This window comes from Nocardia sp. 852002-20019_SCH5090214 (assembly GCF_001665865.1).
Taxonomy (GTDB): Bacteria; Actinomycetota; Actinomycetes; order Mycobacteriales; family Mycobacteriaceae; genus Nocardia; species Nocardia nova.
This window is the reverse complement of the sequence record NZ_LZMK01000273.1, coordinates 81,997-106,219: the sequence shown is the minus strand read 5'-3', so window position 1 is coordinate 106,219 and position 24,223 is coordinate 81,997. Positions and strand designations below refer to the sequence as shown.

Here is a 24,223-nt window from a genome sequence, read left to right as displayed (position 1 = left end):
CCCACCGCCACAACCCATTACGGCTCGCCGCGCCTGTCCGGACCGGCTACCGGACCCGATCCATCTGCGTCAGGTACTCGTCGAGGCGAGCCGCGCCGGTCACGAGATGTCGGCTGCGGGTGATCAAGCGGTCCTGCCACGCATCGAGAAAGGTACTCAGCGCCTGCGCGCCGCCCGCCGCGCGCAACGACTCCAGGAACTGCGCGACCTGCGGGAGCAGATAGCCGCCGCGACGCAGTTGCCTGGCGATTTCGGCGTCGCGCACGCCGTCCGGGCCGTACCGGCGATAGCCCGTCACGCGGTCGCGTTCGGGGCGCAGGATGTCGTGAGTTTCCCAGGTACGCAAGGTAGCCGGGTGTACCCCGAGCCGGCGCGCGAGCTCGCCGACGGTCAGGGGCGGGCCGGGAACCGGTGTGGGCGCGGCGGACAGGCCGCTCAAGGCCGCGGCGACTTCGGTGCGAGTGCCGCGTTCGGTCAGCAGCGCGACATGTGCGGCGTCGATGAGCCGGTAGGCCGATTCGAGGTCGCCGCGATGGATCGAGCGCATGATCTCCGCGGCCTGCCGATGTCCGTGCCCGGTGCGAAGGGCGAGGAATGCGCGCAGCGCCACCGCGTGCAGCACGGTGTAGCGGCGATACCCGGCGTCTGTGCGCTCGGCCGGCGGCAGGATGCCCGCCTCGTCGTAATTGCGGATCGCCTGAGCGGACAATCCGTGTTCGCGGGCGAGATCGACGGGTCGCAGGACGTACCTCCGTTTGAGACTTCTACGGGTGTTTTTGCAGCTCGCTTCGGCAGAAGTTTCACCCGAACCTTCAACGATAGTGTCGAAGCTATTCGCTGCCGGAAAGGGGTATCCATGTCCACTGCCACCACACTGCGTGCCATCGGCCGCCCACTCGACGACCCGGTGAACCTGGGCCGCACCCTCGACGAACTGCTCGCCGCGCGCCCTGAGGCCCCGGCCCTGCTCGGCCTCGGCGAGCCGACACACGGCATCGCGGCATTTCCGTTGCTGCGCAACGATATTCTGGCCCACCTCGTGCAGCGGGGATTCCGGTCGATCGCGCTCGAGGTCGACTTCTTCGCCGCCACCCGCGTCGACGACTACGTCCGCGGCGCCACCGCGGATATCGACGAGGTCCTCGCCACCGGGTTCAGCCACGGCTTCGGCGCGATACCGGGCAATCGCGAACTCGTGGAATGGCTGCGCGCCTACAACACCGGCCGGTCGCCGGGGGATCGCGTGCACTGCTACGGATTCGACGCGCCGGTGGAGATCTCCGCGGCACCGAGTCCGCGACATGCGCTGGCCGCGGTCGCCGACTCTCTGCCCGCGGCGCTGCGACCGGCGTCGGCAGCCGACCTCGACGCCCTGGCCGGTGCGGACGCCGACTGGACGAACGAGGCGGCCATGTTCGACCCGGCCGCCTCCATCGGCAATTCCGACCGGGCCCGTGCCCTGCGCATCGTCGCCGACGACCTCGCCAGTGCCCTGCGCCGCGCGGGTCCAGGGCTGCGGCCGGCCGATCCGTCCGGCTACGACCGGGCGGCCGACCATGCCCGCACCGCACAGGGTCTGCTGCGTTATCACGCGGCCATGGCGACCCCATCCACCGATCGCCTCGGCGACCTGCTGAGCCTGCGCGCCGAGATGATGGCCGCGAATCTGCTGACGATCGTCGAGCGGGAGCGGCATCGCGGGCCGAGTCTCGTCTTCGCGCACAATGCCCACCTCCAGCGCGCGCACTCCCCCGGTGAGGAGGCGCCCGGCTGGGGCGGAGCCGGAGCCCTCGTCGCCCTCACCCTGGGAGCCCGCTACACGGTCGTGACGACCGACGGCGCCCCCGCCGCCGATCCGGCCACCCTCCAGGGCGTGCTGGCACGGGCGACGACGCGCCGAACCCTTTTTCCCACAAGCGAATTGCGCGAGTACCTGCCCTCCGCGATCGCCACGGGCGAACCGATCGTCCTCGGCCACATCCCGCTGCGCCGCGCGGATCTCGACACCGCCGACGCCACCGTCTTCATCACCGACACCGACGGGAAACAGGTCCGCTACTGGTAGCGGAACCTTCGGGTTCGAATCCGAACCGCAGGCCACCCCGGCCCGGGACCGATACCTTCGAGCGAATGTTGTCGCCGTAATCGTCGCGCGGGACGGAGGGGCCTGCCATGACATCGCCACCGGGACCGGGAATCGATGAGCTGCACCGCAGCGTCGTGGCGATGGTGGACGGGTTCTACGCAGTGGTGCCGCCGTATCCGCGGCTGCCGGAATCGTTGGTGGCCGCGGATTTCGCGCACGGGGTGAAACTCAACGTCGACCTGTTCTTCCGCTATCTGCGCACCGGGATCGAACCGGGCGAGGACGACACCGCCGATATGGTGCGGCTCGCGGTCGAACGGGTCCGCGACGGTGCGGGGGTCACCGATGTCCTGGACCGCTACCGGCCCGGGGCGGCGTTCGTCTGGGATCGCCTGCTCGACTCGGCGACGGCGAGCGACCGCGAACTGCTGCTCGGGGCGGCCGCGCCGCTGATGCGCTATCTCGGCCTGCTCACCCAGCGCATCGTGGCGGCCGCGGCCGACCGCGCGCACGATCCCCGCTATGAGCTCATGGAACACCGGCGCGCGGTGACCGACGCCCTGCTCACCGGGCGTGATCCGCAGCAATGGCCCGGGCGGACCACCGTCCTCCCGCAGATCGCCCCCTTCATGCTGAACCTGTTCGGCAAACCCGTCGGTCGGTAGGGGAATAGCAGGATCACACCACGGGGACCGTCGGAGCGCTCAGGACAGGATCGAGTGGACGTGGCGGTCCTGGAGGGCGTCGTGGGTGTGGGCGGCGAGCCAGGCGGCGAAATCCGTGTGGGCCGAGGATGTTTGCTCGAAGAAGCCGGCGCTGACGAGGGTGTCGTCGCGCTCGATGACGACGTCGATCGTTTCCCCGCGCTGGGTGACCGCGAAGGCCGCCGCGGGGGTGCGGAGGAGGTGATGACGGCGTCCCGCGTCCGAGGGGCGGATATCGCTGAGCGTCGCCGCGACGATGTCGACGACGTTGTCGTGCCGGCGGCGCAGGCGGCGCGGCACATCGGTGACGACCGTGTGTACGGCGAGAATCAGCTCGGCGAGATCGTCGAAATCCACCGTGACCGTGGGTACATGGCGCGGTTCTGCCGTCACGACCACCACGCCTCCTTCCTCGAACCTGGGGCGCTGCCATCCCATACCGCTCAGTCTGCCCCGCCGCGGCGAGTGCGTCAGTCGGCATTTCGCACGACAACTGGTCAATTGTCCGTGAACGTCCGAGCGGCCGGACGTAATGAATTACCCCGGCGGAGTGAATAACAATCATCATTCGTCGGCGGATTCGCGCGCCGAGACCGGCACAGCCGGGCGCGGGTCGGCAACAGGAGGGGGCATGATGCGGGAGAATGTCGCGGCCGGGGACCCCTATCGCATCGGTGTCGTCGAGGACCACCAGGTCACCATCGCCGGTCTGCGCCAGATACTCGCCGGTGAGCCCACGGTCACCATCGCGGCCACGGGCGCGTCGGTAGCGGAATTGCTCTCCGTCACAACGGATCTGGCGCTCGTCGTCCTCGATCTGCGACTACCCGACGGTTCCTCCCCCGCCACCAATATCGAGCAACTGCGGGCCGCCGGCATCGAAACCCTCGTATTCACCTCCGGCGACGAACCGTTCCTGGTACGCGCCGCCGCCCGGGCCGGTGTTCTCGGAGTCGTGCGGAAATCCGAACGCGACGAGGTGGTCGCCGCCGCGGTGCGCGACGCCGCGGCCGGGCGCCAGGTGCCGACGACGGAGTGGGCGGTCGCCATCGACTCCGACGAGAACTTCACCACGGTCACCCTCAGCCCTCGCCAGCGCGACGTGCTCGCCCTGTACGCCTCGGGCGAATCGGCGGCCCGCGTCGCGCGGCTCACCAGCCTCACCGAAGACACCGTCAATGCCTATCTGGCCCGGATCCGGCAGAAGTACGCCGAGGCGGGGCGGCCGTCGCGCACCAAAACCGAACTGTTCAAACGTGCTCTGGAGGACGGGTGGCTGCCGATACCACGTCGACGCCGGTAGCTCCGCACGCCGGTCACCCGCGGACGACGGTAGGCCCGGCCGAGGACCGCATCACCCGGTTGTTCGCCCGCTTCCTCTCCTCCGGTTATGTGGCCTATCTGTTCCTGATGGCCGCGACCATCTCCAGCCAAGCCGGCGATCTGGCCCTCTGGTGGACCGTGCTCGCGGTGGGCATCGTCTACGGCCCGGCGATCGTGATGGGCCTGTTCTCGTTTCATTCCGACCTCCGGTGGGTCCGCGCGACCGCCGCCGTCACCGCGCTCGGTTTCGTGGTCGCGGCAGTCCTGTGGCCCGTGGCGTGGAACGGCGAACTGCTGCAGGCCGATGCGTGGATCTCCACCATTCCCGGCCTGGCCGGACTGTCCGCGGCGCTGGTCTGGCCGGCGGGCCGGACGGTGGCCGTCCTGCTCGCGGCGGTGGTTCCGGTCCAGATCATCAACCATGTCTGCCGGGCGCCCGGCCACAACGGCCGCTTCGTCCCGGACCTGATGTTCGCGATCAGCTTCTGCCTGCTCTTCGTCGCCGCCGGGCTGATGGCGATGCGCACCGGACGGATTCTGGACGCGACCAGGACCGAAGCCCACGAGGCCGCGGCCGCCGCCGCGGCAGCCACCGCGCGCACCGTGCAACGCGCCCGCTTCAACGCCCTGCTGCACGATTGGGTGATGTCGACATTGCTGGCGGCCGCGCGGGGAACGCGGCGGTCGGAGGTGCGCCACCAGGCCGAAATGGCGCTGGCCAAGCTCGGCGACGTGGGTTCCGAAGGCGCGCAGGGCTTTACGGCGGCGACGGCCGCCGCGCACATTCGCACCGCGGTCGCCGATGTCGACGACCGACTGCCGGTCACGGTGAGCGAGGACGCGGCCACCGGCGACCGCTACTTCCCCGCCGAACCGATACAGATCCTCGGTGCCGCCGTCGCGGAAGCGGTGCGCAACAGCGTCATTCACGCCGGAGCACACGCCGCCCGCACGGTGAGCCTGGGATTCGCCGACGGCCGGATCGAGGTCACCGCGGCCGACGACGGCCGCGGATTCGATCCGGCGAAGGTTCCGGCCCACCGCCTCGGGCTGGCCGTCAGCATCGTGGAGCGGGTGCGCCGCCTGCCCGGTGGCGACGTCGAGGTGCGGAGCCGTCCGGGCGCGGGCACCCGGATTCACCTGTCCTGGCAGGCGGACGAGCGATGAGCGCCGCCACCGGCCCGGTGCGCGATGCTCGCACCCTGCTCGGCATGGACACCCGGCCGGCCTGGCTGATCGCGGCCTTCTACCTGATGTCGGAAGCGGCACTGAGCCTTTCGTCCGCACAACAGACCCGCCACCTGTGGCCGGTACCGACCGGATTGGCCATCACCGCCGCGGCGACCGCGGCACTGTTGCGCATCCGCCCCGATCCGCTGCCCCTGCCCGCCACCGCCGCGCTGGCCGCCTCGATTCCGGCGACAGCCGCTCTGACCCTGTTCAACCTGCCGATCCCCCCGACCTCGGTCGCGCAACTGTGGTCGTTCGGGGCCGGCACCGTGACCGCGACCTTCATGTGCGTGCGCGGACGCACGGGAGCCGCGTGGGCCGGTCTGCTGTCACTGATCGCCACCTCCGCCGTGTGGTCGTGGCAGAGCGGACAGGGATTGGGTCACGGCGTGGCGATTTCGGTTATCAACCTGGGCCCGCTGATGATGGCGACCTTCTTCGCCTACACCCTGCGCCCGGCGGCCCGGGCCATCTTCCGGTTGCGGGAGGAGTCGACGCGGCAGGTGGGCTCCGAAGCCGCCGCGGCCGCCGCACTCGACGAACGACGAGCCCAGATCCAGCGCCTGGACGATATGGTCCGCCCCATCCTCGAACGAATCGCGGGCCCCCAGCCCCTCGACGAGCGCACCCGCGAGGACTGCCGGCTGATCGAGGCACATCTGCGCGATACGCTGCGAGCCCCCGCACTCGCCACCGAACCGGTCACGACAGCAGCGCGCCACGCGCGGTTGCGCGGCGTCGACGTCATCCTGATCGACGACCACGGCCTCGACGACCTTCCCGCCGCCACCCGCCGACGGGTACTCGGTACCGTCGCCGCGGAGCTGGCCACCGCGTCCGCCGGGACGGCTCACGTTCGAATCCTGCCGCCGCACAGAGCGATTCTGGCCACCATCGTCGTCAACGATCCCCGCTCCGGCATCCGCCGGATCGAGATCGATACCCCGGCATGCCCGGCGCTGCGGCCCGATCCGTAACCGCGACCTCAGATGTCGTCGAGGTTCAGATACCCGTCCTGCAGCGCGCGTGCCAGCAGCGCGGCCTTCGTCGGCGCCGGCCGACCGGCGGCGCGGTACTTCTCCCGGATCCGGGCGAGGTGCGTGTTGACCGTTCCGGGCGCGATGAACAGTGTGCGGCAGACCTCGCCTTTGGTCTCCCCGAGGATCCACGCGAGCAGTACTTCCACTTCTCTGGCACTGAGCTGCGGCCGTGGTTCCGGGGCAGCGGCGGGCGCTGTGCGATCGGCGATCGCGTGGGCGAGACAGGCCGGAACCGGCGACAATTCGGACACGATGTCTTCCTGTTCTGCAGAAGCCGACGGCATCGCCGTCCCCGGCGACGTGTGTGTGGACACGCTACGCAGTTGCCGGGCCGCCCGGCAGGTTCCAGTTGCTTGACCCGAGAACTGGGGTCACCGTTCGCTCGGAAAACGAAGGGACTCACCGCGTCGATCCGCCACACTCGACAGATGACCGTCCCCGCGCAACGCTCCGCCACCTCTCGCCTCCCGCGCCGGCAACTCCAGCGGGCCTGTCTGCCGGTAATTGTCTGCGTGGCTCTCGCCTTATCGACCGGATGTGGCAATGGGCCCGAAAACGCCTCCGCCACTGCGAGTTCCGCTACCTCGGCGGCAGTGTCGCCGACGCGGGTGGCGCCCACCACGCAGGGAACCGTTTCCCCCGTCACGACGTCCGGTTCGGCGGACTGCGCGACCGACCTCTCGGCGCCGGAGATTCGCCGGGCCGTCGCCACCGTGCCGCCCTACGACGCCGGTGGCGGTGACACCTGGGCATGGAACGACAACCCGCCCGCACTGCGCGGCACCTACAACCGGTGTTCGACACTGTCGGTCGTGGTGGTCACGATTCAGCGCGCCACCGCGAGCTCACCGGAGCACGCGCTGCTGTTCCACAAGGGCGACTACGTCGGCACCGCCACGCCGAAAGCCCAGGCGTTCACCACGATCGACACCGGAGCCGGTACCGACGACACCGTCGTATTGACCTACAAGACGCCCGGTAGCTGCAACGCCTGCCCCGACGGGACCTCGACGACGGTGTCGTTCCACTGGAACGGCTCGGGCGTGGACGTGCAGGGGCGTCCGCCGATCAACTGATCACCGGATTCCGGAACGGCCACCGGGGGCTCAGACGGACGAAACCTGTTCCGCCAGATCGAATTTCATGAAAACGTCGGCACGATCGTAGGGAATGGGCCGCAGCTGCTCCGGCGGCACATGGACGAATCCCACCGATTCGTACAGGTGCACGGCGTCGGCCAGGCGCCCGTTGCTCGCCAGGAACAGCGAGGTCGCGCCGCATGCGCGAGCGTGGTCGATGGCGGCGTTCAGCAGCAGACGGCCGATGCCCCGGCCCCGCACCCGCGGCGCGACCGCCATCTTCGAGATTTCGAAGACGCCCGGATCCTCCGCGACCAGCGCGACGCACCCGACGCGGTCGTCACCGTCGCGCGCGATCAGCACCTGCCCGCCGTCGGTCACGATCCGCTGCGGATTGCCGAGGGTGGCGAGGTCGGCCGGTTCGACGCCGAACAGAGCGGTGATCCATTCCAGATTGAGTTCTTCGAAGGCGGCGGCGTCGGCCGGCCCGGACATCGGTTCGACGAGAATCACGTCACCAGGATGCGCGCCGGAACTCATAGCGTCCAATATTCGATAGCTCCGATTGATATCGTGAACTTATGGATGGCGGCCGGTGGACGGGGTAGAGCTGCGGCACCTTCGCTACTTCCTGGCGGTCGCGGAGGAATTGCATTTCGGCCGTGCCGCGGCCCGGCTGCACATCGCCCAGCCCGCCCTGACCCAGCAGATCCGGCGGCTCGAGACGCTGCTCGGCGCCCGGCTGTTCGATCGCACCTCGCGCACGGTGGCCCTGACTCCCGCCGGCTCCGTCCTGCGTGATCGCGCCGAGGCCCTGCTCGGGCACGCACAACGCGATCTGGCCGAGGTCGCGCGGATCGGGCAGGGCGGGCAGGGGACGCTCTACCTGGGCTTCGTGCCGTCGGTACTGCCGCTCGAACCCCTGCGCGGGGTGCGCGCGTTTCGCGACCGCTATCCGCTCGTCGAGGTCGACCTGGTCGAGGGGTTCACCAGCCATCTGATGGAGCGGCTCGCCAACGGCGCCCTGGACCTCGCGATCGTGCGCGATCCCGATCCGCGGCCGGGTACCACCATCACACCGCTCATGACCGAGCCGTTCGTCGCGGTGGTGCCCGACGACCATCCGCTGGCCGGACGCGATTCCGTCACCGGGGCCGAACTGGTCGATCACCCGGTGGTCTTCTTCCCGCGCGCCGCAGGCTCCCTGGCCCACGACCGGAACCTGGCTCCCCTGCTGCGATCGGGCCGCCGCCCGCGCATCGTGCAGGAGGCCACCAACTGGACCATCATTCTCTATCTGGTGGCCGCGGGCCTCGGCATCACGGTCGCGCCGCGCAGCGCCACCTTCACGGCGCCGGCTTCGGCGCGGATCATCCCGCTGACCGAAACCGACGCGGACACAACCATTTACACCGCGCACCGCACCGGCGACGAGCGAGCGCTGGTCCACAATCTGCTCGCCCTGTTGCCCGGCCCGGCCGCGGCGTGAGCGCGACCGTCAGGACAGCAGTTTGCGCAGGATCTTGTTGCCGAACCCGTAGCGGATGAGACCGTCGAGGTTGCGAATGGTCTTCTCCGAGTAGGGGTACCAGATGCTTTCCTGCTTGGACTGCCAGCGGTCGATCAGGACCGGCTGGGCATGGGTGAAGCTGCGCAGTGCGCCCGGGCCGTTGACCTGGCCGACGCCGCTGTCCTTGCGCCCGCCGAAGGGCGCCTCGGGCACACCGTAGATGACGGCCGCGTCGTTGTGCACGACCGAACCCGTGGTGAGCTGGGCCGCGATGCGCCGGGCCTTGGCGGCGTCCTTGGTGAACACCGAGCCGCTCAGCCCGTATTTGCAGTCGTTGGCCAGCCGGATGGCCTCGTCCTCGTCACGGACCCGCATGATGGTGGTGATCGGACCGAACGTCTCCTCGGTCATCAAGTCCATGTCGTGGTGCGCGCCGACGACGACGGTGGGCTGGAAGTACAGGCCCTCGCCGGTGTCGGCCGCGCCGCCCACCACGATGTCGGCGCCCTTGGCCTTCGCGTCGTCGATGTGCCGGATCACGATGTCGCGCTGGCGATCCCAGAACAGCGGGCCCATATCGGTGTCGCCGGGACCGTAGGTGACCCCCGCCGCCTTCTCGGTGACCAGCCGGATGAACTCGTCCGCGACGCTGTCGACCACGTAGATGCGTTCCACGCTCATGCAGACCTGGCCGGTGTTGAACATCGACAGATACACCGCGCCGGCGGCGGCGCGCTCGAGATCGGCGTCCGCACAGACGATCATGGCGTCCTTGCCGCCCAACTCCAGGGTGCACGGCAGCAACCGGGTCGCGCAGGCGGCAGCGATCTTGCGGCCGGTGCCGACGCTGCCGGTGAAGCACACCTTGTCGATATCCGAATCGACCAGTGCCGCACCGGTTTCGCCGTCGCCGTGCAGCACCTGCACGACATCCTCCGGCACCCCCGCCTCGTGCAGCACCCGCGCCACCCATTCCCCCGAACGCGGCGTCACCTCGGACGGTTTGAACACCACGGTGTTGCCGGCGACCAGCGCCTGCACCACCGGATTGAGCGACAGCACGAACGGCGCGTTCCACGGCGTCACGACGCCGATCACGCCGAGCGGCTGATACTGCATGTACAGCTTCTTCATCGGTTTCAGATAACCGTGCAGCCGCTGCCGGTGCGAGCGCAGATCACGCCGGGCGCGCGCGGTCCAGTAGTTGAGGAAGTCGCAGGCGGGCACGATCTCGACGCCGAGCGCCTCGGCCTCCGGCTTACCGGTCTCGGTGCGGATGGTCTCGGCGATCTCCGCGCGCCGGGCGACGATCACACCGATGGCGGCGCGCACGATCTCGGCGCGCTCGGTGATGCTGCGGGCGGCCCAGGCGGGCTGGGCGGCGCGGGCGCGCGCGACCGCGCTCTGCACCTCGGCGGTGGTGTCCACCTCGAGTTCGCCGATGCGCCGGCGATCCACCGGACTGTCCAGCGCCAGCGTGCGCCGGTCACCCTCGGTCGTCGGCAGTGGGTGGACGATGGCCATGGTCTTCCCCTCGGTCGGAGCTGGCGTTCCAGTGCGATTCGGTTGTGACACAAGGTTTGTCGCAACCGAATCGACGGCACGGCGAAACCCTCGTGAACTAGTAGACAACTTACCAAAACTGTCTACCCATTGCGAGAACTTGTTCTAGATTTCCACCGGACAGACATCCGCGGACCACTCCCGCTCGCTACCGATAGCCTCGCTTCAGCAGGTATTTCGCGCCCGCGTCGAAACCGTCCGGACCCAGGACGTCGAATCCGAAGGCGTCCGCGAGCCGGTTGGTCGTGTTGAAGGCGGCGCAGACCGCCAAGGCGTCCTCGACCTGTTGTGGCGACACTCCGGCGGACAGGACCTTTCGGACGTCGTCGGCATCGACCTCCCCGTCGCGGGTCAGCTTGCCCAGGAGCAGCAGCGTCGCGCGCAGGCCCGCGTCGATCGACGCGGAATCCGGATCGTCGAGCACCGCACGAACTTTCGCCTCGTCGGCATACGCGCGCCTCGCGGTCGCGCTGTGGGCACCGATGCAGAACGCGGAGTCGTTGACCTTCGACACGTACGCGGCCATCAGCTCCCGGTCGGCGACCGACCATTCGGAGGGTCCGCGCATCGCCGCGTGGGTGAACGCCTTCGCTCGCGTGCCGTAGAAATCCGGACGATAGAACACCAGCTTCGCGGCATCGGGCAGCGGGTGACCGGAGAACACTCGGATCGCCTTGAACAGGAGTTTGGTTCCGGGGCGATAGCCGTGGTTCAGGATGTCCGGCCGCATCAGCCACGCTCCCCGGCCGCTTCGGCCAGCGCCGCGAGCCCGGCGTCGTACTGCCGTGCGGACTGCCCGACCGCGGCGGCGATGACCAGTTCGACGAGTTCGTCATCGCCGAATCCCGATGCCCGCGCCGCCGCGAAGTCGGCATCGGTCACCTCGGTCGGGCGGGTCGCGACCTTGTCGACGAGTTCACGCAGCGGTGGCGGTCCGGCGTTTCCGAAGGCTTGCGCCCGCTGCTCCCGTGGGGTGCTGCCGTCGCCATCGCGAATCCGTTCCACCAGAGCCCGGAACACCTCGCGCTTGTCCTGCGCCATCTCGCCTCCTCACAGCCGGTTCCGTGTCATGGACGCGAGCCGTGACGGGCAGGCGCCACGGACACGAATGTACGCCCAGGGAGCCGGTTCGCCGGCTAGACCGGCAGAACGGCTCGCGAATTCCCCACCAAACTAGTTGGACGTCCTATAATCTCCGGCCTATGAGTCTCGATCCCCGCACGCACACCATCGACGGCGTGCTGCACCGTTCGGCGGCGAAGGTCCCGGGCCGCACCGCGCTGACATTCGAAGGCCGGGCCTACACCTACCGGGAACTCGACGCCGCGGTCACCCGGGCGGCGGCCCATCTGCTCGGCCTCGGCCTGGCCGCGGGCGATCGGGTCGCCGCCTACGGCACCAATTCCGACGCGTACGTGATCGGCTTCCTGGCCTGCGCGCGGGCAGGCCTGGTGCACGTACCGGTGAACTACGCCCTGAAGGGCGGGGAGTTGAGCTACCTGGTCTCCCAGTCGGGCGCGCGGGCCGTCCTGGCCGATCCCGCGCTGATCGGCACGCTCGATCAGGTGCGGGGCGAACTCACCGCGGTCGACTACGTGGTACCCCTGCGCGATGCCGACGGATCGCTGCGGGAGGTCGCCGACGCCGCGGACGAGGTCTCGGACTTCTCGTCCCGGGCGTCCGCCACCGATCTGGCCCAACTGCTCTACACCTCGGGCACGACGTCGAAACCCAAGGGCGCCATGATGACTCATGAGGCGCTCGTCTTCGAGTACGTCTCGTCGGTGATCGCGCTGGACCTGCGTGCGAACGACAATCCGCTCGTCGCCATGCCGCTGTACCACTCGGCGGGCATGCACGTGTTCATGCTGCCCTACCTGGCGGTCGGCGCGACCGTGCACCTCATGGCCACCCCGGATATCCCGGAGATTCTGCGCCGGGTCGAACAGGACCGGATCGGTTCGCTGTTCCTCGCCCCGACCGTCTGGGTGCCGCTGTCCAACCACCCCGACCTCGACCGCCGCGACCTGTCGTCGCTGCGCAAGGCCCAGTACGGCGCCTCGATCATGCCGGTGACCGTGCTGAACAGGCTGCGGGAACGCTATCCCGACCTCGGCTTCTACAACTGCTTCGGACAGTCGGAGATCGGGCCGCTGGCCACGGTGCTGCGCCCGGAGGAACATGCCGAGCGGCCGTCGTCGTGCGGGCGGGCGGTGTTCTTCGTGGAAACCCGTGTGGTCGACGCCGACGGCAACGATGTCGGCCCCGGCGAGCCGGGTGAGGTCCTCTATCGCTCGCCACAGCTGTGCCGGGGGTACTGGGACAATCCCGAGGCGACCGCGGAGGCCTTCCGCGGCGGGTGGTTCCACTCCGGCGACCTGGTGACGCGGGATGCCGACGGGTACATCACCGTCGTCGACCGGATCAGGGACGTCATCAACACCGGCGGTATCCTCGTCGCCTCCCGCGAGGTCGAAGACGCCCTCTACACCCATCCCGCCGTCGCCGAGGTCGCGGTCATCGGCACCCCGGACGAGAAGTGGATCGAGGCCGTCACCGCTGTCGTGGTGCTGCACGAGGGCCGCGAGACGACGGCCGAGGCGCTGATCGCGCACGTCAAGGAGCTGATCGCCCCCTTCAAGGTGCCCAAGAACATTCGCTTCGCCGAGTCGCTGCCCCGCAACCAGAGCGGGAAACTACTCAAACGCGAACTGCGCGAACCACTTACGGCGGCGGATTGACCGGACCGGCGGTCATTACGGGGCTCGTCACCACGGGCCGATGACGTGCTCGAGCAGGGCGAGCGCGAACGCGCCCAGCACCGCCAGCCCGAATCCCGCCGCGAAGGTGAGCGCCAGCGAACGCCCGAGCCGCCGGCCGTGCGCGCGCACGATCATCAACCCCGCCACACCACCGAGCACGGCCAGCAACATGCCGCCGCCCATCACGAGATAGAACACCGCGGCCAGCGCGGCGTTCACCGCCTCGTGAAGTCCTGCGGCGTACTCACCGAACGGAATCGGGAACCGATACACGCTCGCCACCACCGCCGCGGCGAGCGGTGCGGTGAGCACGGCCACCAGCGCACCCCACAGCACACCGACCCAAAGGGCCACTCCGGTCACGCCGCGCGGCTCCCCCGCCGGACCGCCGTCCCCGAACCCCATAACCTGACCTCGCGTTCCACCTGTCGCCGGGCACCCACGCACGCGCCGGGCGCGAATGCCCGGCTCTGCCAGAGCAAACCAGACGAACGCGCCGCACCGCCAGGTGGGCAGGTCACCGATGTCCTAGGGTTGTTCGCGGCGGCCCGCCTGCCCCACCCGTGCCCGACCCGTGGCCGCGCCCCGCACCGGACGATCAGAAACGGGAGACTCATGGACGGCAGCCGCAACGCACTGCTCCACGGTCCCCTGTTCTCCCGGCGCACTCCGCTGGACCGCAGCAATGCCGCCAGCCGGATCAGCGCCTACGTCTACGGCAACATCCTCATCCTCGCCGCGCTGATCCCGGTGACCACCACCGAGGAGCACGTCGGAATCCTCGTGGTCGTCGGCACCGCCCTGTCCACCTTCGTCGCGCACGCCTTCGCCGAGGGCGTCGGCCAGGCCGTGCGGGAGAACCGCGCGCTCACGCCGCGGCAGCGGTGGGAGGAACTGCGCGATTCGGTGCCGATTCTCAGCTCCGCGGTGCTGCCGTCGATCATCCTGGCGGCCGCCGCCGTCGACTGGCTCGAACCCCGCACCGCACAGATCGTCGCCGAGGTGGCGATGCTCGTCCGCATCGGCGGCATCGTCTTCGTCATCGAACGGCTCAAAGGCGCCAGACCCGGCCGCTCGACCATTTTCACGGCACTCCTGCTGACCGCCGTCGCGACGACGGTGGTCGTCGTCAAGGTCGTCCTCACCCACTGACCGGGCGCGGCTACCCCGCCTCGACCGCGGCGAGCGCGCGCACATCGGCGGCATCCTGCGACCGATCCGCGAACCGCGGATAGGTCGGGTACTCGATACCCGAGATGTACTGCACCGTCCGGACCACCTGGGACGAATAACCGAATTCGTTGTCGTACCAGCAGTACAGGATCGCGGTGTCGCCCTCGACGATGGTGGCGTTGGCGTCGATGATCGAGGCCGCGCGCGAGCCGATGAAATCGCTGGACACCACGTCGGACGCGGCGATGTAGTCGAGATTGCGGCTCAGCGGGCCGGCGAGCGACACCTGCCGCAGGTACTCGAGCACCTCGGACTTCGTCGTCTCCCGTTCGAGTTGCAGGTTCAGGATGGCGACGGACACATCCGGGGTGGGGACGCGAATCGAGTTACCGGTGATCTTGGCCTTGAAGTCCGGCATCGCCTTGGCGACGGCGGAGGCGGCGCCGGTTTCGGTCAGAACCAGGTTGAACGGCGCGGAGCGGCCGCGGCGGTCCGCCTTGTGGTAGTTGTCCAGCAGATTCTGATCGTTGGTGAACGAGTGCACGGTTTCCACGTGGCCGCGGGTGATGCCGAATTCGTCGTCCATGGCCTTGAGCGGCGGCACGATCGCGTTGGTGGTGCAGGAGGCGCACGAGAAGATCCGCTGCGTCAGATCGAGGTCGCGGTGGTTGACGCCGTGCACGATATTCGGGACGTCGCCCTTACCGGGTGCGGTGAGGACCACCTTCGCGATGCCGGGGCGCAGATGCTGCGACAGCCCGTCGCGATCGCGCCACTTGCCGGTGTTGTCGATCAGGATCGCGTCGTCGATTCCGTATTCGGTGTAGTCGATGGTGGTCGGATCGTCGCTGTAGATGAACTTGATGACGTTGCCGTTGGCGATGATCGTGTCGTTGTCGGCGTCGACCTTGATGGTGCCGTTGAAGTGCCCGTGCACCGAATCGCGGCGCAGCAGCGACGCGCGCTTGGCCAGGTCACCGTCGCCGCCGCGGCGAACCACCACCGCGCGCAGGTTCAGCCCGTTGCCGGAGCCGACCTTCTCGATGAGCAGGCGGGTGACCAGCCGGCCGATCCGGCCGAAGCCGTACAGCACGACATCGCGCGGACCCGGCGACTGCGCCTTGTTGCCGCCGATCACCTCGGCCAGAACCACCTCGGTGAACTCCCGAACCGAGAGCCCGCGGTCGTCGGCGCGATAGGCCACGACCAGCTGGCCGAGATCGATCTTGCACGGGCCGAGATCCAGTTCGTCGAGGACGCGCAGGAACGGCAGCGTCTCGTCCACCGACAGCTCTTCGCCCTCGATCTGGCGGGCGAACCGGTGTGTCCGCAGAATGCTGATCACCGACCGGTTCACCAGCGACCGGCTGTGCAGCAGGACCGTCACACCCTTCGCCCGATACAACGTGCCGATGATGGGGATCATCGCCTCCGCGGCAGCTTCCTGGGCGTTCCAGCGGTCAAGTTGTTCGGTAGTCAACGCAGGTCCTCGGTTTCCTCGACGGGTACGCCACGTCGATGCTAATGAGGGCCCGGATATCACCGACGGCGGATCCCCGGCGGTGAGCTTTCGAGTGGCGGCGACCACACCGCCGCCCCGGCGGTGTACCGCCGTCAGTCCCGCCGCAGCCGCGGTGGATTGCGGCGGCGGATCTGCAACAGGTCGGTGGCACAACGGCACACCGGATGCAGTGCGTCGGCGAGTTCTTCGCTCAGCCCATTCGCGGCCGGGGTGTAGATGCTCAGGACCCCGACCACCGAACCGTCGTCGTCGGACAGCGGCTGGCACTGCACCGCCTGCACTCCCCACAACCGCAGTTCCGCGCCGCACCCCGGCCAGCGCGAACTGCCCGCGAGATCGGTGATCACGATCGGCACGCCGGTCGCCGCCACCTCGCGAGCGGGGCTGTCGGGGTGGAGCAACTGAGCCTCCTCGACCATTCGCGCGCGATGCGTCGTCGCCGCCACGATCTCGAGCACCGTTCCGCCGTGCGCGGTCACCCCGGCCATCGGTGAGCCGGGCAGGGCACGCAGCAGTGCGGCGACCCCGGCCGCCGAAACAGGCGACGCACCGGTGCGACCGGGTGGGTCACTGTGCATAACGGACCTCGATCCGACGCGATGAGTCAACAACACCGGCGGCATACCGGCCCGGCAAAGCGGGGCCGAGGTATGACGACCAGTCTTCGAGTGCCCCGCTGCCCGCCGCGGCAAACCTCGTCCCGGCGAGCCCGCCGACGCGGAGGACGAATGTTCGTCCGGTACAAGCCGTTTGCCTTATTGCGCCTCGTACGGGGAGCGCCGTTTTCACGGCACGTCGCCGGGGTACCCATCGACAATCCGCACCGGAACGAACCTCGTCACCGTCGAGGCCCATCACCACAGGAGGTGTGCTGTATGGACGATCTCCAGCGCAGAGTGTTGACCGCGTTGACATCTGCGCGGCGCGGGCTGAAGACCGCGGACGCACGCCTGCTGGAACGTCGAATCGTGGGACTGCGGGCAGAAGTCGACGCCGCCGGCTATCCCCGCCCCCAGCATCTACGCCTGAAGGCGTCGTGTGCGGAGGCACTGGCCGCGGCCAGGTGGACGTTGGGCCGACCGAGCCCCCAGGCCTTCCGGCCGGCGATGCAGGCGGCCTCGTAGCCGACCGGCGACACGCGGAACACGCCTCCGATTCGGTTGCGGCACTGCGACGTCGAGCCGGACGTCCGTTCAGTCCCTCCTTTCGACCGAGGCGAGATAGATGGCCGCGATCTCCTCCAGGCCCCGCTGATCGACCGGACCGAATCGGTCGAGTTCGGGACTGTCCAGATCGAAGACGCCGAGCAGCGCGCCCTCCGACACCAGCGGCACCACCAGTTCGGATCTGCTCAGCGGATCACAGGCGATATGGTCGGGCACCGCGTGCACGTCGGCGACGCGTTGAGTCCGGCGGGTCCGCGCCGCCGCACCGCACACACCGCGATCCAGCCCGATCCGCACACACGCCGGGCGGCCCTGGAAGGGGCCGACCACCAGCTCCCTCCCGTCGTAGAAATAGAATCCCACCCAGTTCAGACCGGGAAGACCGTGATAGACGAGCGCCGACAGATTGGCGGCGTTGGCGATCCGGTCGTGTTCCCCCGCCAGCAGGGATCGGGCCGACGCCGCGAGCTCCCGATAGCGTTCGTCGTCCGTGTGGTCGTCGGTGGCGCTCATACCGCACCCGCGCCCATGCGATGGTTCATGCGTATCCCTTTCCTGGTGGCGGCTTCGGATGTCCCGCCGGCGGCTCACCGACCGTCCCGGCAGGCGGGATCGGCCCGCGGCACCGCGCCGGATCCGTGTTTTCGTTGTCCCATGGCTTCAGCGGAACGGATTCGAGCAGCGGTGCACCGGTATCTCGAGGCGGTGGGCTCGGGGTCGGCCGCCGATGTGGCGGCATGTTACAGCGAGGACGCCACCGTGGAGGATCCGTTCGGTTCACCACCGCACATCGGCCGGGCCGCGATCGAAAAGTTCTACGGCGCATTGGATTCCGCGCATATGCGCACCGAACTGCTCGACCTGCGGATCGCGGGCGGCGCAGCGGCGTTCCGGTTCCGGGTGGTCACCGAAACCGGTTCCCGCACAACGACGATCGAACCGATCGATGTGATGACCTTCGACGAGGACGCGCGGATCACCGGTATGCGAGCGTTCTGGTCACCGGAGGACGTGCGCATCGACTGAGGGCGGCGGTTCATCGCAGCGCGGGAATCACCGCACGCTCGAACAACTCCACCCCGGAGAGGTCGTATGCCGATTCGGGGAAGTTGTGGATCGCGTACGACAAGCCCAGATCGCGGACCCGGCACAGGTTCTCGACGATCTGTTCCGGTGTGCCGACCGCGAGGGAATCGGCGGAGAGGTTGGCGACCCAGTTCCGCGCCGCCTCGGCCCCGAGCACAGGAGCGAGCCGCGAGGCGAGTGCGTCCAGCCGTTCGCGCACCTCTGCCTCGGTGGCGCCGACCACGGTGTTGAAGTTGGCACTGCGGGTGATCGCGTCGAAATCGGTTCCGACGGAGACGCAATGCTCGCGCAGCAGCTCGGATTTGCGGGTGAAGGTCGCGGGATCGCCCGCGAAGTTGGTGTACTGCGCGTATTTCGCGGCGATGCGCAGCGTGACCTTCTCGCCGCCACCCGCGATCCAGATCGGAATACCGCCGTGCTGGAGCGGCAACGGATACACCCGGGCGCCGTCGACCCGGTAGTACTTGCCGTCGAGGGTGGCGGTGCCGGTGGTCCACGCCTGACGGAAGATCTGCACACCCTCGTCCAGCCGGCCCAAACGCTCACCCGCGGAAGGGAATCCGTAGCCGTAGGCGCGCCACTCGTGCTCGTACCAGCCGGCGCCGATACCCATCTCGACCCGTCCGCCCGAGACGAGATCCACGGTCGCGGCCACCTTGGCGAGGTAGGCCGGGTTCCGATAGCTGATCGCCGTGCACATCTGGCCCAGCCGGATGCGCGTCGTGGTGGCGGCGAACGCCGACATGAGCGTCCACGCCTCGTGTGTCGCTTCCTCGGTGGGAACCGGCACGGTGTGGAAGTGGTCGTAGACCCACAGCGATTCCCAGACGTCCGCGGCGTCGGCTCGCTGCGCCAGGCCCCGCATCACACCCCACTGCGCCCCCGGTTCGATGCCGACCAGATCCAGTCGCCAGCCCTGCGGAATGAAGATGCCGAAACGCACGCCGCGCCTCCTCGTCGAGAGAACAGATCCGGCGGCCACTCTTCCCATCGATGCGCTCGCGGGCAAGAGTTCGGCGCTCGGCGCGCCGAACTGCCCGCGGAGACCCGGCGAAGCCGGAATCGGTTCACCGGGTCTGCGAAGCCTCGATCAGAGCAAAGCGCCGATCAGGCCGGTGAGGATCGATCCGAGACCCGAGGCCAAAGCTCCGACAACCGCAATGATTCCGCTTATCACAGCGTTCCTTTCTCCGAGCGTTCCGTTGGCAAACCACGATGTATTCGATGTCGAGGTGTATGTCGGATTGGTCCCGCCTCCGCCGGCACCGGCCGGGTGAACGTCACGGTCGATCGCCGGCGCGCGCCACGCGCGTGAGCCATTCGGCCAGCAGGGCGCGCAGCAGTTCCGGCTGTTCGTGCGGAAGGGCATGTCCGGCCTCGTCGACGACGGCGAGCGTCGCGTGCGGACTGCGCGCGAACAGGTCGGTCGCCGCCGCACAACCGACCGTCGAATCCAGCCGTCCGGCCACGATCGTGGTCGGCCCCGGATAGGGCGGTGCGCCGTCCGGGCTCAGCTGCCACCGCTCACCGATGCGCCGGGCCGCGGCCGGATCGGCCGGTGCGGCGGCCGGGGCGACGAAACGCTCGTAGCGGTCGAGCATTTCGGGTGTTCGGACGACGAAGTAGCCGCGGAAATCGTCGTCGCCGAGATCGCCCTGCCCGGCCACGATGCGGTGTGCGGGAATGTCCCGCAATCCGGGCAACAGCGGGCAGACCAGCGCCAGGCCCGCCACCCGATCGGCACGTCGCGCGGCCATCGCCTGCGCGTAGTACCCGCCGGCCGAGTGGCCGATCAGCAGGAAACCACCGCCGGTCACCTCGTCCGCGAAACCCAGCAGCGCGTCGAGGGCATCGTCGGCGCTGCGCAGCGTGTCGGGTGCGGTGGTGGATCCCGTTCCGGGCAGGTCGGGGTAGATGCGCCGCAATCCGGCGGTGTCCCCGAGTATCGGGTCGAAGCACGCCTCGGCCTCGCGATGATCGACGCCGGCGCCGTGCAGCACCAGCACCGGCCGGCCCGTGCCGTGCTCCACGTAGTGAAAATCGACCCCGCCCGCGCGTAGCTTCATGACCGGCAAGCTACCCGGCCGGTCCCGCTGTCGCCGGCCGGACGCGAGTGCGAGCATGGGACGGTGAGTGTATCCGCGAGTGAACCGCTGTCGGAGTCCGATGCACTCGAGGCGCTGCGGATTCCGCTGACCGGCTACTGCTACCGTCTGCTCGGTTCGTCGGCCGATGCCGACGACGCGGTGCAGGAGACGATGATTCGCGCCTACACCCGATTCGACAGCTTCGATCCCGGGCGCGGCCGGCTGTCGACCTGGGTCCACGCCATCGCCACCAACATCTGCCTGGACATGCTGCGCTCGGCGCGGCGCCGGATGCTGGTGTGGGAGGGCCCGGTCTCGACCGGATTCGATCCGGATGCGGTGGTGCCCGCCGACCGATGGCTCGATCCGGTCCCCGACGCGCGGGTGCTCGACCCGGCCGACCGCGTGATTCGCCGCGAGTCGGTGCGGCTGGCCTTCGTCGCGGCGTTGCAACATCTGCCGCCGCGCCAGCGGGCGGTGCTGGTCCTGCGCGAGGTGCTGGCGTTCAGCGCCGCCGAAACCGCGACCATGCTCGAGGTGACCCCGGCTGCGGTCAACAGCGCCCTGCAACGCGCCCGCGCCACCCTGGCCGCGGTCCGGCAGTCCGCCACGGATCCGCTCGATCCCGACGATCCGGACGACCGGGAACTGGTCCGGCGCTACGTGGCGGCCTTCGAAAACCACGATGTCGGCGCTCTCGCCGCGCTGCTGTGCGAGGACGCCGAATCCGGTATGCCGCCGTTCGCGTGGCGACTGAGCGGGCGCGACCTCGTCGTCTCGGTTTTCGCGGCGGGCGAGGCGTGCATCGATGATCGGCTGATACCGGTCCGGATGAACGGTTCGATCGGATTCGGTCAGTACCGCCCCGACACCGACGGTGTGCTGCGGCCGTTCGCACTGCTCGCGATCGAGGCGCGGTCGGGATCGATAGCGCGGCAGGTGACATACCTGGGCAGCGGCGACCGGTTCGCCGAATTCGGCCTCCCGCCGATTTTCCGCGCACCCACCGATGAATTCCCGGCGTCGGGTTCGTAACAGAGGTGACCACTGCCCTACGACCGAAACGACGGGTTCATGACCTCCACCGACACCGACACCGACCTCCTGCGCGAGCACACCGTGGCCGAGCGCCGGCGCCTCGCGGATCTGCTCGCCACCCTCACGCCGGAGCAGTGGGCCGCGCCCTCGCTGTGTGAGGGCTGGCGAGTCCGCGAGGTGCTCGCCCACATGACGATGCCCTACCGGACATCCACCTGGGCGTTCGTGCGCGGCCTGGCCGGCGCGCGCTTCTCGTTCCACCGCTACGCCGACCGGGCCGCGCGCGCCGACACCGCACGAATGAGCGATGCCGCACTGCTCGCGTCGCTGCGCGACAACGTCGACCACCCGTGGCGTCCGCCGGGCGGCGGCGTGGTCGGCGCGTTGAGCCACGACGTGATCCACGGCCTGGACATCACCGAGCCCCTGGGCCTGCCGCCCGCCCCGCCGGAACGGATCGCCCTCGTGCTCGACAATGCGAGCCCGAAATCGCTGCGCTACTTCGGGGTCGACCTGGCCGGTCGGCAACTGCGGGCGTCCGACGCGCCGGTCACGCTGGGTTCGGGGACGCCGATCACGATGTGCGCCAAGGACATTCTGCTCACCGTCACCGGCCGCCGCCCGCTGCCCGCCGACTGACGGGGCCGGCCCGGCTCACAGACCGCCGAGGCGTGCGAGTACGGCGAAGGCCGCGTCGTCGGCCGACCAGAGGGCGTTGATCTCCGCGCGCGTGGCCTCGGCGGTGGCGGGATTCTGCAATGCCAGCCCGTTGGTCCAGACCACCACGTTGTAACCCAGGTCGGCGACCTCGAGCAGCGGCCCGGTGGCCACGCCCTGACCGAACAGCCGGTCGAGCCCTTCGCCGACGAAGTAGAACCGCCACAGCGGCCCGAGGTCGGCGTTGTAGACCTGCCTGGTCCGATCGACGATCAGATCGCCGCTGCGGGCGATCGCGTCGACGATGTGGAAGAAGTCCGGCGCGTTCTCGGGTTTGCTGCCGACCGCGGCGACCGCGTATGCGAGGTCGACCGTCAGGTGTGCGTTGTAGCCGGCCATCGCGACCCTGGCGGGCGACTGGTCGCATCGACCGGCCAGCTGGAAATACCACGCCCAGTGCGGCTCGGGCGTGCCGCCGGTGAATTCCGCGTGCAGGTTCACCAGGAAACGGCGCAGCAGTTCGTAGCTGATCGCGTGGGCGTATTCCGGGTCGGCGAAGGCGCCGGCATCGTGCTGCAGCGGCAGCACCGGCGACTGTTCCACGGCGTCGAGTCCCACATCGAACAACCCGCGCCAATCATGGTGGGAGGCAAGTATGTCGGCGATCCGATGGTTTCGCGCCACGGCCTCGTCGAGCCGGTCGAGGGTGGGCCCGGCGCCGATGGTCGTGGTATCCGACAGCGCGGCGACGGTCTGGATCTCCGCGGCGGACAGCGGGGTGCCGCACTGCGCCTCGGCCACGGCCCCCGCCTGCGGCGCGGACGCGATCAGAGACGAAAAGCCAAGAGCCACAACGATCGACGCGATTCGGAGCATACGATGTCCATCCTGTCCGATGACGTACGGCGGTGTTGCCGATACGGTACTGCGGTTCGATCCGTGACTGTGCGCACGACCTCGGCGGTGTCGTCGGTTTCCGCTCACCACCGGCTCTCCCCCTCGGCGGACGCACCGGGACGCACATGCGCGCGCATCCCCTGCGGGCCGAACAGGATGAGCAGTTCCACCACCCCGCCGTCGGCACTGCCCAGCCAGTGCGGAACCGACGTGTCGAATTCCGCCGCCTCGCCGGGCGGCAGGGTCAGATCGCGGTCGCCGAGCACCAGGCGCAGCCGGCCGTTGAGCACGTAGAGCCATTCGAAGCCCTCGTGCGTCTGCGGCGTCGGCTCCAGCGGTCGCGGGCACGCGGGAATGATCATCTTGAACGCCTGCACGCCACCGGGCCGCCGGGACAGCGGCACGAAGGTCATGCCGAACCGCCGGATCGGCTTCAGGTGGATGCGCGGGTCGCCGGTGCGCGGAGCCCCGACCAGGTCGTCGAGCGGGACGTCGTAGGTGCGGGCCAGCGGCAGCAGCAATTCCAGGGTCGCCCGCCGCTGCCCGCTCTCCAGGCGCGACAACGTACTTTCCGACACCCCGGTGCTCGCCGCGAGGTCGGCGAGGGTGATCCCGCGCTCGCGGCGCAATGCGCGCAACCGCGGGCCCACCGCACCGAGCACCTCGTCGGTGTTCTCAGCCATTCGGGTCCTCAGCCATTCGGGCCATCTTGCCGGAACAGCAAGATTCCGTGCCAGTTCGCCACGTCCGGCGCCAGGCTGAAGATCTGCGACCGCACCTCGACCGCGAAGGAGCCGCCATGCCCACCGCAGCCCGCCGAAGGGACACCCCGCCGCCGCGGACCGGGACCGATGAGCTCGCGGTACTGCGCGGCTTCCTCGACTATCTACGCACCTCCGTCGCCGCGAAGGTCGAGGGAGCGCCCGAACCGCAGGCCCGAGCCGCCGCGGTGGCTTCGGGCACCAATCTGCTCGGTCTGCTCGTCCATCTCACCGCCGTCGAGCGCTCGATGTTCCTCGGCGCCCGGGTGACCGACTGGCAGGCGACGTTCCGGGCCGCCCCGGACGACAGCGTGGCCGATGTCGTCGCCCGCTATCGCGACGCGGTCGCGCACGCGAACCGGGTGCTCGACGGATGCACCGATCCCGCCGCGACACTGCCGCGACCGGGACGCCCCGGGCCCAGCGTCCGCTGGGCCCTCACCCACATGATCGAGGAGACCGGCCGCCACGCCGGTCACGCCGATATCCTGCGCGAACTGATCGACGGCGCGACCGGGCGTTGAGCTCAGCGGGTGCGC

General features: G+C 69.2%; 29 protein-coding genes. 14 read left to right on the top strand and 15 right to left on the bottom strand.

Annotated elements, in window-relative coordinates:
• Positions 1–46: 46 nt before the first annotated feature.
• Entirely contained in the window at positions 47–742 is a 696-nt protein-coding gene (locus tag A5780_RS21440; RefSeq protein WP_064909410.1) for a MerR family transcriptional regulator, read from the bottom strand.
• Between the two features lie 114 nt (positions 743–856).
• On the opposite strand from A5780_RS21440, the gene A5780_RS21435 reads away from it, so the two are divergent.
• Positions 857–2,065 (top strand): erythromycin esterase family protein, encoded by a 1,209-nt coding sequence (locus A5780_RS21435; RefSeq protein WP_063012912.1) that lies wholly within the window; start codon positions 857–859, stop codon positions 2,063–2,065.
• A gap of 107 nt (positions 2,066–2,172) precedes the next feature.
• Complete coding sequence (locus A5780_RS21430; protein WP_064909398.1) at positions 2,173–2,751, top strand: hypothetical protein; 579 nt, start codon at positions 2,173–2,175, stop codon at positions 2,749–2,751.
• A gap of 39 nt (positions 2,752–2,790) precedes the next feature.
• On the opposite strand, the gene A5780_RS21425 is transcribed toward A5780_RS21430, so the two are convergent.
• The gene (locus A5780_RS21425) at positions 2,791–3,183 is read right to left on the bottom strand and encodes a hypothetical protein (protein ID WP_156769590.1); all 393 of its coding nucleotides are present in this window, start codon (positions 3,181–3,183) and stop codon (positions 2,791–2,793) included.
• Positions 3,184–3,421: 238 nt separating this feature from the next.
• On the opposite strand from A5780_RS21425, the gene A5780_RS21420 reads away from it, so the two are divergent.
• From A5780_RS21420 to A5780_RS21410, 3 genes are read left to right on the top strand one after another with little or no spacing between them, the layout of a single operon-like run.
• Entirely contained in the window at positions 3,422–4,093 is a 672-nt protein-coding gene (locus tag A5780_RS21420; protein WP_227462960.1) for a response regulator, read from the top strand.
• Positions 4,063–5,280 carry a sensor histidine kinase gene (locus tag A5780_RS21415; RefSeq protein WP_082856904.1) on the top strand — a complete coding sequence of 406 codons (1,218 nt, stop codon included), beginning with the start codon at positions 4,063–4,065 and terminating at the stop codon, positions 5,278–5,280. The genes A5780_RS21420 and A5780_RS21415 overlap by 31 nt, the downstream gene beginning before the upstream one ends.
• Complete coding sequence (locus A5780_RS21410; RefSeq protein WP_064901362.1) at positions 5,277–6,320, top strand: hypothetical protein; 1,044 nt, start codon at positions 5,277–5,279, stop codon at positions 6,318–6,320. The genes A5780_RS21415 and A5780_RS21410 overlap by 4 nt, the downstream gene beginning before the upstream one ends.
• An 8-nt stretch (positions 6,321–6,328) precedes the next feature.
• Here A5780_RS21410 and A5780_RS21405 read toward each other — a convergent pair whose 3' ends face one another.
• A complete protein-coding gene (locus tag A5780_RS21405) occupies positions 6,329–6,634 on the bottom strand; it encodes a response regulator transcription factor (RefSeq protein ID WP_231509062.1) in 306 nt (101 codons plus the stop codon).
• A gap of 342 nt (positions 6,635–6,976) precedes the next feature.
• On the opposite strand from A5780_RS21405, the gene A5780_RS21400 reads away from it, so the two are divergent.
• Positions 6,977–7,459: an LppP/LprE family lipoprotein gene (locus A5780_RS21400; protein ID WP_063012853.1), complete on the top strand. Its 483-nt coding sequence runs from the start codon at positions 6,977–6,979 to the stop codon at positions 7,457–7,459.
• Positions 7,460–7,489: 30 nt separating this feature from the next.
• Here A5780_RS21400 and A5780_RS21395 read toward each other — a convergent pair whose 3' ends face one another.
• The gene (locus A5780_RS21395) at positions 7,490–8,002 is read right to left on the bottom strand and encodes a GNAT family N-acetyltransferase (protein WP_064909396.1); all 513 of its coding nucleotides are present in this window, start codon (positions 8,000–8,002) and stop codon (positions 7,490–7,492) included.
• A gap of 55 nt (positions 8,003–8,057) precedes the next feature.
• Between A5780_RS21395 and A5780_RS21390 the strand changes: the two genes are divergently transcribed.
• Positions 8,058–8,951 (top strand): LysR family transcriptional regulator, encoded by an 894-nt coding sequence (locus A5780_RS21390; RefSeq protein ID WP_064909395.1) that lies wholly within the window; start codon positions 8,058–8,060, stop codon positions 8,949–8,951.
• A gap of 9 nt (positions 8,952–8,960) precedes the next feature.
• Here A5780_RS21390 and A5780_RS21385 read toward each other — a convergent pair whose 3' ends face one another.
• From A5780_RS21385 to A5780_RS21375, 3 genes are all read right to left on the bottom strand, one after another.
• Positions 8,961–10,496 carry an aldehyde dehydrogenase family protein gene (locus A5780_RS21385; RefSeq protein ID WP_063012857.1) on the bottom strand — a complete coding sequence of 512 codons (1,536 nt, stop codon included), beginning with the start codon at positions 10,494–10,496 and terminating at the stop codon, positions 8,961–8,963.
• A 187-nt stretch (positions 10,497–10,683) separates the two neighbouring features.
• Positions 10,684–11,265: a carboxymuconolactone decarboxylase family protein gene (locus tag A5780_RS21380; RefSeq protein ID WP_064909394.1), complete on the bottom strand. Its 582-nt coding sequence runs from the start codon at positions 11,263–11,265 to the stop codon at positions 10,684–10,686.
• Positions 11,265–11,576 carry a hypothetical protein gene (locus A5780_RS21375; protein ID WP_063012861.1) on the bottom strand — a complete coding sequence of 104 codons (312 nt, stop codon included), beginning with the start codon at positions 11,574–11,576 and terminating at the stop codon, positions 11,265–11,267. The genes A5780_RS21380 and A5780_RS21375 overlap by 1 nt, the downstream gene beginning before the upstream one ends.
• A 161-nt stretch (positions 11,577–11,737) precedes the next feature.
• Between A5780_RS21375 and A5780_RS21370 the strand changes: the two genes are divergently transcribed.
• A complete protein-coding gene (locus tag A5780_RS21370; RefSeq protein ID WP_064909393.1) occupies positions 11,738–13,276 on the top strand; it encodes an acyl-CoA synthetase in 1,539 nt (512 codons plus the stop codon).
• Between the two features lie 27 nt (positions 13,277–13,303).
• Here A5780_RS21370 and A5780_RS21365 read toward each other — a convergent pair whose 3' ends face one another.
• Positions 13,304–13,702, bottom strand: a complete 399-nt coding sequence (locus tag A5780_RS21365) for a hypothetical protein (RefSeq protein ID WP_064909392.1) — start codon at positions 13,700–13,702, stop codon at positions 13,304–13,306.
• A 210-nt stretch (positions 13,703–13,912) separates the two neighbouring features.
• On the opposite strand from A5780_RS21365, the gene A5780_RS21360 reads away from it, so the two are divergent.
• Positions 13,913–14,449: a hypothetical protein gene (locus tag A5780_RS21360; protein WP_063012867.1), complete on the top strand. Its 537-nt coding sequence runs from the start codon at positions 13,913–13,915 to the stop codon at positions 14,447–14,449.
• A gap of 10 nt (positions 14,450–14,459) precedes the next feature.
• Here A5780_RS21360 and A5780_RS21355 read toward each other — a convergent pair whose 3' ends face one another.
• Together A5780_RS21355 and A5780_RS21350 are read right to left on the bottom strand one after the other, a co-directional pair.
• Positions 14,460–15,896, bottom strand: a complete 1,437-nt coding sequence (locus A5780_RS21355; protein ID WP_245925620.1) for a glyceraldehyde-3-phosphate dehydrogenase — start codon at positions 15,894–15,896, stop codon at positions 14,460–14,462.
• A 188-nt stretch (positions 15,897–16,084) separates the two neighbouring features.
• Positions 16,085–16,570, bottom strand: a complete 486-nt coding sequence (locus A5780_RS21350) for a GAF domain-containing protein (protein WP_063012871.1) — start codon at positions 16,568–16,570, stop codon at positions 16,085–16,087.
• 297 nt (positions 16,571–16,867) lie between these two features.
• Here A5780_RS21350 and A5780_RS21345 point away from each other — a divergent pair, with 297 nt between their 5' ends.
• A complete protein-coding gene (locus A5780_RS21345) occupies positions 16,868–17,116 on the top strand; it encodes a hypothetical protein (RefSeq protein WP_030513689.1) in 249 nt (82 codons plus the stop codon).
• Positions 17,117–17,185: 69 nt separating this feature from the next.
• Here A5780_RS21345 and A5780_RS21340 read toward each other — a convergent pair whose 3' ends face one another.
• A complete protein-coding gene (locus A5780_RS21340) occupies positions 17,186–17,671 on the bottom strand; it encodes a GAF domain-containing protein (protein WP_063012873.1) in 486 nt (161 codons plus the stop codon).
• Positions 17,672–17,812: 141 nt separating this feature from the next.
• Here A5780_RS21340 and A5780_RS21335 point away from each other — a divergent pair, with 141 nt between their 5' ends.
• Positions 17,813–18,184 (top strand): nuclear transport factor 2 family protein, encoded by a 372-nt coding sequence (locus tag A5780_RS21335; protein ID WP_063012874.1) that lies wholly within the window; start codon positions 17,813–17,815, stop codon positions 18,182–18,184.
• Positions 18,185–18,194: 10 nt separating this feature from the next.
• Here the strand turns inward: A5780_RS21335 and A5780_RS21330 are convergent, their stop codons facing one another.
• Together A5780_RS21330 and A5780_RS21325 are read right to left on the bottom strand one after the other, a co-directional pair.
• Positions 18,195–19,187, bottom strand: coding sequence for an LLM class F420-dependent oxidoreductase (locus tag A5780_RS21330; protein WP_063012876.1), 993 nt, complete (start codon positions 19,185–19,187; stop codon positions 18,195–18,197).
• Positions 19,188–19,524: 337 nt separating this feature from the next.
• Positions 19,525–20,310, bottom strand: a complete 786-nt coding sequence (locus tag A5780_RS21325) for an alpha/beta fold hydrolase (protein WP_063012917.1) — start codon at positions 20,308–20,310, stop codon at positions 19,525–19,527.
• A gap of 63 nt (positions 20,311–20,373) precedes the next feature.
• On the opposite strand from A5780_RS21325, the gene A5780_RS21320 reads away from it, so the two are divergent.
• A complete protein-coding gene (locus A5780_RS21320; RefSeq protein WP_063012880.1) occupies positions 20,374–21,366 on the top strand; it encodes an RNA polymerase subunit sigma-70 in 993 nt (330 codons plus the stop codon).
• 39 nt (positions 21,367–21,405) lie between these two features.
• Positions 21,406–22,008 carry a maleylpyruvate isomerase family mycothiol-dependent enzyme gene (locus tag A5780_RS21315; protein ID WP_030513683.1) on the top strand — a complete coding sequence of 201 codons (603 nt, stop codon included), beginning with the start codon at positions 21,406–21,408 and terminating at the stop codon, positions 22,006–22,008.
• Between the two features lie 15 nt (positions 22,009–22,023).
• Here A5780_RS21315 and A5780_RS21310 read toward each other — a convergent pair whose 3' ends face one another.
• Positions 22,024–22,827, bottom strand: a complete 804-nt coding sequence (locus A5780_RS21310) for a DUF5995 family protein (protein ID WP_369829540.1) — start codon at positions 22,825–22,827, stop codon at positions 22,024–22,026.
• Between the two features lie 179 nt (positions 22,828–23,006).
• The gene (locus A5780_RS21305) at positions 23,007–23,606 is read right to left on the bottom strand and encodes a helix-turn-helix domain-containing protein (protein ID WP_063012884.1); all 600 of its coding nucleotides are present in this window, start codon (positions 23,604–23,606) and stop codon (positions 23,007–23,009) included.
• A 116-nt stretch (positions 23,607–23,722) separates the two neighbouring features.
• Between A5780_RS21305 and A5780_RS21300 the strand changes: the two genes are divergently transcribed.
• The gene (locus A5780_RS21300) at positions 23,723–24,208 is read left to right on the top strand and encodes a DinB family protein (protein WP_063012886.1); all 486 of its coding nucleotides are present in this window, start codon (positions 23,723–23,725) and stop codon (positions 24,206–24,208) included.
• Positions 24,209–24,223: the final 15 nt, after the last annotated feature.

Bases quoted from the DNA above. Each gene is read 5' to 3' on its own strand.
- A5780_RS21345 (WP_030513689.1), top strand. From the start codon at position 16,868: ATGGACGATCTCCAGCGCAGAGTGTTGACCGCGTTGACATCTGCGCGG.
- A5780_RS21305 (WP_063012884.1), bottom strand. From the start codon at position 23,606: ATGGCTGAGAACACCGACGAGGTGCTCGGTGCGGTGGGCCCGCGGTTG.
- A5780_RS21325 (WP_063012917.1), bottom strand. From the start codon at position 20,310: ATGAAGCTACGCGCGGGCGGGGTCGATTTTCACTACGTGGAGCACGGC.
- A5780_RS21355 (WP_245925620.1), bottom strand. From the start codon at position 15,896: ATGATCCCCATCATCGGCACGTTGTATCGGGCGAAGGGTGTGACGGTC.
- A5780_RS21420 (WP_227462960.1), top strand. From the start codon at position 3,422: ATGATGCGGGAGAATGTCGCGGCCGGGGACCCCTATCGCATCGGTGTC.
- A5780_RS21430 (WP_064909398.1), top strand. From the start codon at position 2,173: ATGACATCGCCACCGGGACCGGGAATCGATGAGCTGCACCGCAGCGTC.
- A5780_RS21360 (WP_063012867.1), top strand. From the start codon at position 13,913: ATGGACGGCAGCCGCAACGCACTGCTCCACGGTCCCCTGTTCTCCCGG.
- A5780_RS21370 (WP_064909393.1), top strand. From the start codon at position 11,738: ATGAGTCTCGATCCCCGCACGCACACCATCGACGGCGTGCTGCACCGT.
- A5780_RS21435 (WP_063012912.1), top strand. From the start codon at position 857: ATGTCCACTGCCACCACACTGCGTGCCATCGGCCGCCCACTCGACGAC.
- A5780_RS21300 (WP_063012886.1), top strand. From the start codon at position 23,723: ATGCCCACCGCAGCCCGCCGAAGGGACACCCCGCCGCCGCGGACCGGG.
- A5780_RS21350 (WP_063012871.1), bottom strand. From the start codon at position 16,570: ATGCACAGTGACCCACCCGGTCGCACCGGTGCGTCGCCTGTTTCGGCG.
- A5780_RS21380 (WP_064909394.1), bottom strand. From the start codon at position 11,265: ATGCGGCCGGACATCCTGAACCACGGCTATCGCCCCGGAACCAAACTC.
- A5780_RS21395 (WP_064909396.1), bottom strand. From the start codon at position 8,002: ATGAGTTCCGGCGCGCATCCTGGTGACGTGATTCTCGTCGAACCGATG.
- A5780_RS21365 (WP_064909392.1), bottom strand. From the start codon at position 13,702: ATGGGGTTCGGGGACGGCGGTCCGGCGGGGGAGCCGCGCGGCGTGACC.
- A5780_RS21410 (WP_064901362.1), top strand. From the start codon at position 5,277: ATGAGCGCCGCCACCGGCCCGGTGCGCGATGCTCGCACCCTGCTCGGC.
- A5780_RS21335 (WP_063012874.1), top strand. From the start codon at position 17,813: ATGGCTTCAGCGGAACGGATTCGAGCAGCGGTGCACCGGTATCTCGAG.
- A5780_RS21315 (WP_030513683.1), top strand. From the start codon at position 21,406: ATGACCTCCACCGACACCGACACCGACCTCCTGCGCGAGCACACCGTG.
- A5780_RS21375 (WP_063012861.1), bottom strand. From the start codon at position 11,576: ATGGCGCAGGACAAGCGCGAGGTGTTCCGGGCTCTGGTGGAACGGATT.
- A5780_RS21340 (WP_063012873.1), bottom strand. From the start codon at position 17,671: ATGAGCGCCACCGACGACCACACGGACGACGAACGCTATCGGGAGCTC.
- A5780_RS21385 (WP_063012857.1), bottom strand. From the start codon at position 10,496: ATGGCCATCGTCCACCCACTGCCGACGACCGAGGGTGACCGGCGCACG.